This window comes from Methylorubrum podarium (genome assembly GCF_022179745.1).
Taxonomy (GTDB): domain Bacteria; phylum Pseudomonadota; class Alphaproteobacteria; order Rhizobiales; family Beijerinckiaceae; genus Methylobacterium; species Methylobacterium podarium.
Genome location: NZ_BPRD01000014.1, coordinates 1 through 12,243, shown reverse-complemented (window position 1 = coordinate 12,243; position 12,243 = coordinate 1). Strand labels below are relative to the sequence as shown.

At 71.5% G+C, this 12,243-nt stretch carries 9 protein-coding genes; 3 read left to right on the top strand and 6 right to left on the bottom strand.

The window, feature by feature from the left end; all coding sequences use genetic code 11:
• The 3 genes from MFF42_RS00710 to folE all read right to left on the bottom strand — a co-directional run.
• On the bottom strand, nucleotides 1–803 hold an 803-nt coding region (locus MFF42_RS00710; protein WP_373875116.1), incomplete at its 3' end, for a patatin-like phospholipase family protein.
• On the bottom strand, nucleotides 800–1,222 hold the full coding sequence (gene hisI / locus MFF42_RS00705; RefSeq protein ID WP_238253586.1) for a phosphoribosyl-AMP cyclohydrolase: 423 nt from the start codon (nucleotides 1,220–1,222) through the stop codon (nucleotides 800–802). The genes MFF42_RS00710 and hisI, both read right to left, overlap by 4 nt.
• Before the next feature lie 19 nt (nucleotides 1,223–1,241).
• The gene (gene folE, locus MFF42_RS00700; protein ID WP_507763101.1) at nucleotides 1,242–1,991 is read right to left on the bottom strand and encodes a GTP cyclohydrolase I FolE; all 750 of its coding nucleotides are present in this window, start codon (nucleotides 1,989–1,991) and stop codon (nucleotides 1,242–1,244) included.
• Nucleotides 1,992–2,275: 284 nt separating this feature from the next.
• Between folE and MFF42_RS00695 the strand changes: the two genes are divergently transcribed.
• Both MFF42_RS00695 and yidD read left to right on the top strand, forming a co-directional pair.
• Nucleotides 2,276–2,737 (top strand): iron-sulfur cluster assembly scaffold protein, encoded by a 462-nt coding sequence (locus tag MFF42_RS00695; protein WP_238253584.1) that lies wholly within the window; start codon nucleotides 2,276–2,278, stop codon nucleotides 2,735–2,737.
• A gap of 6 nt (nucleotides 2,738–2,743) precedes the next feature.
• Nucleotides 2,744–3,064 (top strand): membrane protein insertion efficiency factor YidD, encoded by a 321-nt coding sequence (gene yidD, locus MFF42_RS00690; RefSeq protein ID WP_238253583.1) that lies wholly within the window; start codon nucleotides 2,744–2,746, stop codon nucleotides 3,062–3,064.
• A 293-nt stretch (nucleotides 3,065–3,357) separates the two neighbouring features.
• Here yidD and MFF42_RS00685 read toward each other — a convergent pair whose 3' ends face one another.
• The 3 genes from MFF42_RS00685 to MFF42_RS00675 form a co-directional block, all read right to left on the bottom strand.
• Nucleotides 3,358–4,125: a Bax inhibitor-1/YccA family protein gene (locus MFF42_RS00685; RefSeq protein WP_238253582.1), complete on the bottom strand. Its 768-nt coding sequence runs from the start codon at nucleotides 4,123–4,125 to the stop codon at nucleotides 3,358–3,360.
• A 216-nt stretch (nucleotides 4,126–4,341) separates the two neighbouring features.
• On the bottom strand, nucleotides 4,342–6,942 hold the full coding sequence (locus MFF42_RS00680) for an ABC transporter permease (RefSeq protein WP_238253581.1): 2,601 nt from the start codon (nucleotides 6,940–6,942) through the stop codon (nucleotides 4,342–4,344).
• Between the two features lie 101 nt (nucleotides 6,943–7,043).
• Nucleotides 7,044–8,456, bottom strand: a complete 1,413-nt coding sequence (locus MFF42_RS00675; protein WP_238253580.1) for a sensor histidine kinase — start codon at nucleotides 8,454–8,456, stop codon at nucleotides 7,044–7,046.
• A gap of 257 nt (nucleotides 8,457–8,713) precedes the next feature.
• Here MFF42_RS00675 and MFF42_RS00670 point away from each other — a divergent pair.
• Nucleotides 8,714–12,243: autotransporter family protein (locus MFF42_RS00670; RefSeq protein WP_238253579.1), on the top strand; the 3,530-nt coding region annotated here is incomplete at its 3' end.

Genomic DNA, 12,243 nt, shown 5'->3' with positions numbered 1-12,243 from the left:
AGGCGCTGACCCAGGCGCTGCCCCATGATGCGCCGGCTCGCCCCGCTCAGCAGGCCCCAGCGGCCCCGGCGGCGGACGGTGGCCTCCAGCGTCTGCTCGATCGCCCGCTCGACCGGCTCGTCGGCTTCCTCCGGCATCGGATCGTCCCGCTCCGGTCGGATCACCGTCGCGGGCGCGCGCGTCTCGCAGGCGAGGTTCACGCAGATCACGAGGTCGGCGCCGAGTTCGCGGGCGAGGCGCACGGGGACCGGGTTCACCAGCGTCCCGTCCATCAGGAGGCGCCCGTCGAGGGCGACCGGGGGGAAGATGCCGGGAATGGCGTAGGAGGCCCGCACCGCCTCGACCAGGGGCCCGCGGGAGAGCCAGACCTCGTGGCCGGTGCCGAGTTCGGTCGCGACGCTGGCGAAGGCGAGGCGCAGCTCTTCGATGCGGAAGCCCTCGAGCTCGCGGGCGAGGCGGCGGCGCAGGCGCTCGCCGGCGATCAGGCCGGAGCCGGTGATGCGCGGATCGAGCATGCCGACCACCCGGCGGCGGGTGAGCGAGAGCGCGAAGTCCTTGAGGGTGTCGATGCGGCCGGCGGCGTAGGCCCCGCCCACCACGGCGCCGATGGAGCAGCCGGCCACCACCTCGGGGAAAATCCCGGCCTCCTCCAGCCCCTCGATCACGCCGATATGCGACCAGCCGCGGGCGGAGCCGCCGCCGAGCGCGAGACCGATGCGGGGAGAGCGGAAGCGGGGCACCACCGGTTCCACCGCCCCGTCCGGAAAGCGGGGCGGGAGGGAACGGGACACCTCGAACATCATCGGTCCGGATCGGCCGGGACGAGGGCGACGGCACCGGTCGCGGGGTCGCGCGCGACGGCGCGATAGAAGCAGGAGCGGCGGCCGGTATGGCAGCAGCCGCCATCGCCGCCGACCTCGACCCGGATCAGGAGCGCGTCCTGATCGCAATCGACCCGCATCTCGACGATGCGCTGGATCTGCCCCGAGGTGGCACCCTTGTGCCAGAGTTCACCGCGCGAGCGCGACCAGTACCACGCCTCGCCGGTCTCCAGGCTGCGGGCGAGCGCCTCGGCGTTCATATGGGCGAGCATCAGCACGCGCTCGTCCTGCGCATCGACGGCGATGCAGGCCACGAGCCCGTCGGGGCCGAAGCGGGGCGTCAGGGCGGCCCCCTCCTCGACCTCGGCCCGGGTGCCGGGGGAGGCGAATCGCTCGGTCATCGCGCGATGTCCGGCCGCCTCAGCCCTTCGGGTTCCGGACGAAGGTCAGGAACCGGACCTGCTCGTTCGGATCGCTCTTGTAGACGCCGCGGAACTGGGTGGTGATGGTGGAGACGCCGGCCTTCTGCACGCCGCGCATGGCCATGCAGAGATGCTCGGCCTCGACCATCACGGCGCAGCCGCGGGGCTGGAGGATGCTCTCGATCGTGTCGGCGATCTGCGCTGTCATCGTCTCCTGCGTCTGCAGGCGGCGGGCGAAGGCATCGACCACGCGGGCGAGCTTGGAGAGGCCGACCACGCCCTTGGTGGGGTAGTAGGCGATGTGGGCGAGCCCCATGAACGGCACCATGTGGTGCTCGCAATGGGAGTAGAACGGGATGTCGCGCACCAGCACGGCGTCGGAATAGCCCTCGACATCCTCGAACACCCGCTCCAGCAGCGCGTCGGCATCCATGCGGTAGCCGCCGAAGATCTGCTCGTAGGCCTTCACCACCCGGGCGGGGGTGTCGATCAGCCCCTCGCGGGTCGGGTCGTCGCCGGCCCAGCGCAGCAGCGTGCGCACGGCGGCCTCCGCCTCCTGGCGGCTCGGCCGGCCGAGCGCCACCTCGTTCGGCACCCGCTGGGCCGACTCGGGCAGGGGGGCGACGTCGGGGGTGGTGTCGGGGCGTCCGGGGTCGTTGGCGCCGCGCATCCCTTGCAGGCCGACGGCGCTCATGCGTCGCTCGTCGTCGCTCATGCCGTAGGACAGGGATTTGAGAGCGGCATCCATGGCATCTCCGGCCTTCGCCACACGCGCCTTCATGGTCGTGCTGTCGGGCTTGGCGTACATCGTCGATCCGTCCCGGCGTCTTAACCGTTTAAGTGCCGACGCCCTCGAACGATCCGAATCCTGGGCCAGGGCGTGACCGGGGTCGACGGTGCCATTCTCGCGGAATGACGGTGTCGCGCCTATATCGTCGCAATCGCGCCGCCGCGCAATGCGTGGCATGCGTATCTGGCTCAACGTTTCCTTGACGTCTCTCCGAACGGGCGCCCGCGAAAGGCGTGTCAGCGATGATCGATGACATCTACAACCGCCGCATCCTGGAACTGGCGGCGGACATTCCCCGTCTCGGCCGGCTGGCGGCGCCGGACGCCACCGCCACCGCCCATTCCAAGTTGTGCGGTTCGACCGTCACCGTGGATCTCAGCCTGGCGGCGGACGGCACCACGGTCGCCGACTTCGCCCACGACGTGAAGGCCTGCGCCCTCGGTCAGGCCTCCTCCTCGCTGATGGCCCGCCACGTCGTCGGCGCCACCGCCGAGGAACTGCGCGCGGTCCGCGCCCGGATGCGGGCGATGCTCAAGGAGAACGGCCCCGTCCCCGACGGCAAGTGGGCCGATCTCGCCGTGCTGGAGCCGGTGCGCGACTTCCGCGCCCGCCACGCCTCGACGCTCCTGACCTTCGACGCGGTGGTCGACGCCCTCGACCAGATCGCGGCGCGGAAGGGCACCGGCGCGCCCGAGGCGGCCTGACGCGCCATGGTCCGCCAGGCCGCGCACGGGGCGATCCGCGCCTACCAGCTCACCCTGTCGGCGCTGATCGGGCGCCAGTGCCGGCACTGGCCGTCCTGCTCGGCCTACACCGACGAGGCGATCCAGCGGCACGGCCTCTGGGCCGGCGGCTGGATGGGCGTCGCCCGCATCTGCCGCTGCGGCCCGTTCGGCACCCACGGCATCGACCTCGTGCCCGAACGCCTGCCCGCGGGCGCCGCGTGGCACCGGCCTTGGTCCTACGGCCGCTGGCGCGGCGTGGAAGCGCCGCCGCCGCTGGTCTGCGAGGCGGTGGAAGAGAAGGATTAAGCGCGGCGGTTCCGGGCATCGACCCTCCCCCCTCCGAGGGGGAGGGTGCCTGCGGAGAAGGCGGGAGAGGGGCCGGCTCAGGTCTTTCCGGAAGCGGCGCTCCCCTCACCCGACCCCTGCTGACGCAGGGGCCACTCTCTCCATCCGAGTCGGGCTTGCCCGAGTTGGTCAAGAAAGTCGGATATCGGGCGAGCCCGACATCCGGAGGGGAGAGGGACAGGATCCCTCATCCCACGAAAAAACCCCGGCCTTTCGGCCGGGGCTCTTCCTCGTTTCAGATCCTGCTTCGTCGCTTAGCGGCGGTCGCCGAGCAGCTGCATCAGGAACTGGAACATGTTGATGAAGTCCAGGTACAGCGTCAGCGCGCCGTTGACGGACATCTTGGCAGCGCCCTCGGCGTCGAGGCCGCTGTAGAGGTACATCTCCTTGAGCTTCTGCGTGTCGTAAGCGGTCAGGCCGGCGAAGATGAGCACGCCGATCACCGAGATCGCGAACTGCAGCGCGGACGAAGCCAGGAAGAGGTTCACCAGCGAGGCGATGATCAGGCCGATCAGACCCATGATCAGGAACGAGCCCATGCCCGACAGGCTGCGCTTCGTGGTGTAGCCGTAGAGGCTCAGGCCACCGAAGGTCGCCGCCGTGATGAAGAACACCCGCACCACGCTGGCGCCCGTGAACACGAGCAGCAGGGTGGACATCGAGGCGCCCATCACCGCCGCGAAGGCCCAGAACATCATCCGCGCGGACGAGGCCGACATGCGGTCCATCCGGAACGAGAACACGAAGATGAAGGCCAGCGGCGCCAGCATCAGCACCCACTTGAAGGGGCTGGTATAGAGGAACTGCCCGAACGGAGTCAGGGCAACGCGGCCGGCGCCGGTCTGCGCGACGGCGGCCATGTTGAGGGCCAGCGCCACGAGACCGGAGATCCCGAGGCCGACGACCATGTTGTTGTAGACGCCCAGCATGAAGCTGCGCAGGCCCTGGTCGACTTCGACCTGAGAGCCGGCGTATCCCTGCGGCTGGGCGCCGTAGCGAAACGGGCTGTTGTCGAATGCCATGAAAGTTTCCCTTGGAAGCTCCCGGCGTGGAGTTTGTCGAGGTCCGCACGCAACCCCCGGCGCGTCGAGCGCGCCTCGTGCCCGAATATGTTCGCTGGAACAGCCATAAACAAGTGGGGCTCGACCGAACGGCCGCGTTTTCAAGCCTGACAAAGACGTAAGATTTTTCGGGCTTTGCCGGGATGAAAGCCCGTTCCCGAACGTGGAAGACTGATCTCAGAACTGCCGTAGATAGGGCGCCGGCTTCTGGCCGAGGATGCGCCACGTCCCCGCGAGTCCGGCCACCACCGCGAAGATAACAGCGAAAGCGGCCACCGCCAGCGCCCCGACGGGGTCGGGCGCGAAGTCGAGGCGCATGACGCGGGAGACGATCACCCAGCCCGCGATCGAGCCGGCCAGGATGCCGAAGAAGGCGGTGGCGAGCCCGAGCGCCCCGTATTCGAGGGCGTAGGCCGCGAGGAGCCGCATCCGCGTGGCGCCGAGCACCTTCAGCACCACCGCGTCGTAGAGCCGGGCCCGGTGGCCGGCGGCGAGCGCCCCTGCGAGCACCAGGAGACTCGCGAGCACGGCGACGACGCTGGCGCCGCGGATCGCGAGCACCAGCTTGTGGACGAGGTCGTTGACCGCCTCCAGCGCGTCCTTCACCCGCACGGAGGTCACCGAGGGGAACGCCTTGGCGGCGTCGCGCACCACCTCCGCTTCCAGCTTCGGATCCGGGCCGTTGGGCAACGTCAGGGTCGCGAGGTCGGCGTGCGGCGCCCCGCGGAACGTGCCGGGGGAGAACACCATCACGAAGTTGATGCCGAGCGAGCGCCACTCGATCTTGCGCAGGTTGGCGACCCGCGCGGTGATCGAGCGGCCGAGCACGTTCACCGTGACCGTGCCGCCGACCGTCAGCCCCAAGGAGCGCGCCAGCTCGACATCGAAGGAGACCAGGGGCTGGCGCGCCTCCTCCGCGTTCCACCACGCGCCCTCGATGATCGTCGAACCGTCGGGCGGCGTTTCGGCGTAGGTGATGCCCCGGTCGCCGTCGAGCACCCAGGCGGCGTCCTCCGGCGGCTTGATCTGCCCGGCCGGCACGCCGTTCAGCGCCGTGATGCGGCCGCGCATCATCGGCACCCGCTCGATCTTGGCGTCGGGCGCGTGCGCCCCGAGGAAGGCGGAGAAGGCCTCCGCGTCGCGCGAGGGCACGTCGAGGAAGAACAGGCTCGGGGCGCGGCCGGGCAGGGAGCTCTCCAGGGCGCGGGTGATGTTGCTGTCGATGGCGCCGAGCGTCACCAGCAGCGTCGTGCCGAGGCCGAGGGACAGCACGACGGCCGGGGTCAGCGCGCCGGGGCGGTGGAGGTTCGCCAGCGCCATGCGCGGCACCATGCCCTTCGGCCGCTTGAGCCGCGCGGCCAGGGCCATCAGCCCCACGGCGACGAGGCGCAGGGCTCCGAAGGCGAGGGCGGCGGCGGCCATGAAGATCAGCGCGACCTTGCGGTCGAAGGCGGTGAGGAGGGCGAGGCCCGCCAGCGCGAGGAGGGCGGCGGCCAGCACCGCGAGGTAGCGCCAGCGCGGCCGGCGCGCGGCCGGATCGACGGTATCGCGGAAGAGGCCGGCGACGGAGACGTCGTGGGCGCGCCCCAGCGGCAGGATCGCGAAGGCGAGGGCCGTCAGCAGGCCGTAGGCGGCGGCGAGCGCGAGGCGGGCCGGGGCGATCTCGGGGTTGAGCGGCAGCGGAAGCTGGTCGCGCAGCGCGAGGTCGAGCACGAAGGGCAGGGCCGCGCCGATGGCGAGGCCGAGCACGGTGCTGATGGCGGCGATCAGCATCACCTGGATCAGGTAGAGCCCGACCACCTGCGAGCCCGGCGCGCCGACGCTCTTCAGGGTGGCGATGGACGCCTGCTTGCCGTCGACGAAGGCGCGCACGGCGTTGGCCACGCCGACCCCGCCGACGATGAGCGCGGTGAGCCCGACGAGGGTGAGGAACTGCGTGAAGCGCTCGATGCCCTTGGCGAAGCGCGGATCGGCGTTGTCGCGCGAGCGCATCTCGAAACCCGCATCCGGCAGCGCCTTCTGCACCGCCGCGTGGACGGCAGCGAGGCGCGCGTCGTCGGCGCCGGGGAGTTGCAGGCGGTAGGTGAAGCGGTTGAGGCTGCCCGGCTGGATCAGGCCGGTGGCGCGGAGCGCGGCGAGCGAGACGAGCAGGCGCGGCCCGAAGCCGATCCCCGAACCGACCCGGTCGGGCTCGGAGACGAGGGCGGCGCGGATCGCGATGGGAAAGCCGCCGAGCGTCACCCGGTCGCCGACCTTCAGTCCGAGCCGGGTCAGCAGGGCCGGGTCGGCCGCCGCGCCGTAGACGCCGTCCCGCTCGGCGATGAGCTCTTGCACCGAGCTTTGCACCGAGCCTTGCGGGTCGGTCTCGGCCGTGCCGACCGCCGGATAGCTCGGATCGACCGCCTTCAGCTCGACCAGGGCCGCGCCGCCGTCGCCCGCGACCGCCATGGCGCGCAGGCTCGCCACCTCCGAGACCGGCGCCTGCCCGTCGAGCACGGCGCGCTCGGCCGGCGTCGCCTCGCGGTTGATCAGGCTGTAGGTGATGTCGCCGCCCAGAATCCGCCGCCCCTCGCGGCCGAGCCCGCCGGAGAGCGAGGCGGCGATCGAGGTGACGCCGCTGATCGCGGCCACGCCCAGCGCGATGCAGGCGATGAAGACGCGGAAGCCGGACAGCCCGCCGCGCAGCTCGCGCAGCGCCAGCCGCAGGGTGAGCGGCAGCCGGGAGGCCGGGGCCGGACGGGACGCGGGGGAATCCGGCCGGGACAACGTGCCGTGCATGGGCGCTCGCGCTTCTCACCGCCGGCCGGGCCGGCCGGGACAACTTGGGCACTGACGCGAGCTTCGCAACGGTCCGCACCGCCGCATCCGCATGATGCCCGTCAAGAGACGGTCACGGGAAGCTCGATCGTCACCCGCGTTCCGACGCCTTCCTCGCTCGCGATGGCGATCTGCCCGCGCAGGGTCGAAACCACGAGATTGTAGACGATGTGCAGGCCGAGGCCGGTGCTGCCCTTGTCGCGTCCCGTCGTGAAGAACGGGTCGAAGATCCGCTGCAGGTTCTCCCGCGGGATCCCGCGCCCGTCGTCGCGCACGACCATCCGGATCTGCGCATCGCCGAGCCGGGTGATGTCGATGTCGAGCGTGCCCGGCCGCTCCTCGAAGGCGTGGACGCTGGCGTTGAGCGCGAGGTTGCTGACGATCTGCGCCAGCGCGCCGGGATAGGAATCGAGGAGGATGCCGTCGGGGCAGGCGAGCCGGACCTCGTGGCCCTTGCGCCGCAGGACCGGATCGAGCGTGCTCATCAGCTCGACGAGCCAGGATCGGACCTCGAAGCGGCGCCGGTCCTCCGTCGCCTGATCGACCGCGACCTGCTTGAAATTGTGCACGAGGTCGGCGGCCCGCGTCAGGTTGGCGAAGACCAGGGCGGCGCCTTCGCCCAGCCGCTCGACGCTCTGCGTCAGGTCGGAGCGGCGGATCTGACCCGAGGCGATGGTCCGGCGCAGCCGCGCGAGGTCGTGGTCGAAGGCGGTGGAGGTCGTGAGCGCGAGGCCGATGGGCGTGTTGATCTCGTGCGCCACGCCCGCCACGAGCTGGCTCAGCGCGGCGAGCTTCTCGGCCTGGACCAGCTGCGCCTGGGCGGCCCGCAGCTCGGCCAGGGTCGCCTCCGAGCGCTCCTTCTCGACCTGCAGCTCCTGCGTCGTCCGGAACTGGCGCCGGGCCCGGAATTCCCGGGCGGCGACCCCGTAGAACGAGAGCGCGTAGGCCGCGCCGAGCTCGGCGTTGTTGACGAGCGCCAAGCCGGGATTGTCGTGCGCCGCCACCGTCTCGAACAGGGCGAAGCACGCCCAGGTCAGGACGGCGAACGCCGCGAACGAGGGGACCCGCAGGGGCAGCAGCGTCGAGACGAACAGAATCACCACGATCAGGCCCGCCGCGCCGTGGTCGAAGCTCGGCCGCAGGAAGACGTAGATCACGCTGAGCACGCAGCCCGGCACGACGCAGTAGACGAGGTAGATCCGCTCCGCGAAGGGCCGGGCCCCCGGCCGGGTGAGCAGGAGCGTCGCGGGCAGGAGGACCAGGACGGCGACGGCGAGCCGGAGCGCGGTGGCCACGGCCCAGGCCTCCGGGCTGAGGATCCAGTCCATGGCCGAGAACGAGCAGTAGACGAAGGCGCCGAGCACCATCGCGGCCTGCGTGCGGCCGAGATCGTGAAGCGTGAAGCTCCGCACGAACGACCGCTCCTCGTCGGGGTCGTCGAAGCGAAGGCCGAGCTGAATCAGCAGCTTGTGCATCGGCTCAGAGCTATACGCCGGCACGGCTTCCGGCGACGTGAAAGGCGCTCCGTCCCGCGCCTATCCCCAAAGCTTCGCCGCGCCGGCATCCGCTCGACGACCGCTACGAGCCGAGGATGCCACCGGGCCTGACCCGGAGGGGCTCACCCCGAGAGGAGGGTGCCGCAGGGTCTGGAAAAATTAACATAAGTCATTCCCACGTCATGCGCGCAAGCTAGGCCGTTCGCATAGGCCATCGAACAGGCGGCGAGTGGGTCATGACGAAGCATCTGCTGTCCGTATTGCTTGCCTCGACGGGCATGGTGCCGCTCGGCGCGCTGGCGCAACAGCTGCCCACCGCGCCGCCGGTCGGCTTCACGAACAGCACCGCGGTCAATCCGGGCACGGTCATCCCGCGCGTCCTCGACAGCTATGCCGGGTTGATGACCGGCGATTCGGCGGCGATGACGCAGAATTACCGGACCGTCGTCGCGCTGACGCAGAACCGGACGCAGGACCAGACCCTGGCGGCGATCCGGGACGACCGGACGGTGCAATCCTACAGCATCCTGAACGGGCTCGGGCCGCTGACCTCGGCCTATATCACCGGGGCGGGCGCGTCCTTCTCCGGCACGCGGCCGACGAGCCTCACGCCCACGACCTACGTGGCCTCGACCCTCGCCGACCTGACCGCCAACATCAACGCCGGCTCCAGCGCCAGCGCGGGCGTGACGACCTTCGGCAACGGCACCGCCACCCCGCTCGCCGCCGCGGTCACCTTCATCGACAACACGGTCCGGGCCAACGCCTCGACCGAGCCGCCCAAGCGGGTGTTCGGACGCTACCAGGGGGCGACCCCGGCCATCGACCCCCTCGAGGCCCGCTTCAACGATTACAGCGCGGCGACGAACAAGCGGGCCCTGTCGGCCCGCGACACGGCGGCCCTCGTCGTGCCGAGCTACCTCTCGAACTTCCCGGTCCCGGCGGTCTACGGCACGGCGGAGCGCTGGGTGAAGGGCTTCACCGTCACCCAGGCGATGATCGACGCCAATGGCGGGCGGCCGCTCTCGGCGCCGAACGTCGGGTCCTACGACGCGGCCGGCACCTTCACGCCCACGACCTTCGGCGTCGGCGAGTACGTGCCGGGCATCGGCACCGCGCCGCGCCCCTACCGCGTCTCCACCGCCGTCAACGTGCCGACGCTGCTCAACCCGCGCATCAACGGCACCAACGCCTACGCGGATGGCGCCTACCCGAGCGGCCACACCAATTCCGGCTATCTCCAGACCCTTGGGGTCGGCTTCCTCGTGCCGCAGCGCTGGCAGGAACTGCTGACGCGCGCGTCCGAACTCGGCAACGACCGTATCCTCGCCGGGATGCACTCGCCCTTCGACGTGATGGGCGGCCGGATGCAGTCGGCGGCCATCGCCGCGACCAACATCTACGCCGCGCTCTACGACGCCCAGGGCAACCGAATCGATTGGACGAACCCCGCCAACGCCGGCGCCTACGCCGTCTACCAAGCCTACCGGCAGACCCAGGCCTATCTGGCGGCGAGCTGCGGCGCGGCGAGCGTGGGCGCGTGCCTCACCGCGTCCGCCGCCTCCGGAACCGCCGACGCCTTCGGCAACGCCGCCCGGAACAAGGCCGACTACACCGCGCGCCTGACCTACGGCTTCCAGCCGACCGGACCGAGCCTGCCCATGAGCGCGGCGGAGGTCCCGCTCCAGGCGCAGGTGCTGCTGCTGACCCGCTTTCCCTACCTCTCCGACGCGCAGCGCCGCGAGATCCTGGCGACGACGGGCCTGCCCTCGGGCTACCCGCTCCTGGGCGGCAACACCTATGACGGCTGGGGCCGCCTCAACCTCTACGCCGCCATGGACGGCTACGCGGCCCTCAACGGACCCGTCACCGTCACGATGGATGCGGCGCAGGGCGGCTACAACGCGCTCGACACCTGGAAGAACGACATCGCCGGCGGCGGGAGCCTGACCAAGGCGGGCAGCGGCACCCTGATCCTGACCGGCCGCAACACCTATGCCGGCGGCACGACGGTGGCGGGCGGGACACTCGTCGGCTCGGCGGCGAGCTTCGGCTCGGGCGCCATCGTCGACAATGCCAGCCTGATCCTCGATCAGGCCGGCGATGCCGGCATGGCCAACCCGATCTCCGGTTCCGGCACCCTGACCAAGACCGGCGCCGGCACGCTCGATCTGACCGGCACCGGCAGCTTCACCGGCGCCACCGGCGTGGCGCAGGGGCGGCTCTCGGTCAACGGCAGCCTCGCCGGCTCGATCGTCACCGTCGGGTCCGGGGCGAGCCTCGGCGGAACCGGCACCGTCGGCGGCGTGGTCGCGACCTCCGGCGCCACGGTGGCGCCGGGCAACTCCATCGGCACCCTCACCGTCGCCGGCAACGTCAGCTTCGCCGCCGGCTCCCTCTACGCGGTCGAGGCCAATGCGGGCGGCCAAGCCGACCGACTCGCGGCGAGCGGCGGCGCCGCCCTGAACGGCGGCACGGTCCAGGTCACCGCGGCCAACGGCACCTACGATCCGCGCACCCGCGCCACCGTCCTCACCGCCGCCGGCGGCGTGACGGGGCAGTTCGCGGGCGTCACCGCCAACCTCGCCTTCCTCACGCCGAGCCTGACCTACACGGCGAACGCCGTCGACCTGACCCTGACGCGCAACGACATCGCCTTCTCGACGATCGCGCGCAACCGCAACCAGGCCGGCGTGGCGGACGCGATCCAGGCCGGCGGCCCGGGCACTGCGCCGTTCCAGCGCACGGTCGGCCTCACCACCCCTGAGGCGCAGGGCGCCTTCCAGGCGCTGTCGGGGGACGTGCATGCCGGCACGGTCTCGACCGGCTATGCCACCGCCTTCTTCGTGCGCGAGGCGATCCTCGACCGGATGCGCTGGGGCGCGACCCCCGGCACCGCCGAGGGCCTCGATTACGGCAGCCTGCCGGCGACCTACACCGCCGATCTGCCGGGCCGGGCCGCCCCGGTCGTGGCGATGCCCGCCCGGATCCTCGACCCGACCGTCTTCGGTCTCTGGGGCCAGGGCTTCGGCAGCTTCGGCGAGGCGCGCTCGGACGGCAACGCCGCCGGGTTCAGCCGCCGGATCTCCGGCTTCGCCCTCGGCGCCGACGTCCGGCTGGAGAACGGAATCACGCTCGGGGTCGTCGGCGGCTACACCGCCGCCAGCCTCGACACGACCGGGCGCCTGCAATCCGGCACGATCGAGAGCGCCTATGGCGGCGTCTACGGCGGCACCGAGTTCGGGCCGGTCTCGCTGCGGCTCGGCGCGACCTACGCCGGCGACAGCCTCCGCACCCGCCGCACGATCGCCTTCGCCGGCCTGTCCGATTCGGCGAGCGCCCGCACCGGCGGCGCGACGATCCAGGGTTTCGGCGAGATCGGCTACCGCGTCTTCCTCGGCGGCGACGCCCCGGCCCCGCTCCTGTCGAAGGACGGCCCGACGCCGGCCCAGGCGAGCCCGAGCTATATCGAGCCGTTCGTGGGCGGTTCCTACGTCGCGATCGGGCGCGACCGCTTCGTCGAGGCCGGCGGCGCGGCCGCCCTGACGGGGTCGGCCCGCGACTACGACGTCGGGGCCATGACCGCCGGCCTGCGAGCGCAGACCGTGCTCGGCCTCGACCTCGGGGCGCCGGTCTCGCTGCACGGATTGGTCGGCTATCGCCGCGCCTTCGGTGACGTCGTGCCGGCTGCCCTCCTGTCCTTCGGCAACGGCCCGACCTTCCTGAGCGCCGGCATCCCGATCGCCCGCGACGCGCTGGTGGCCGA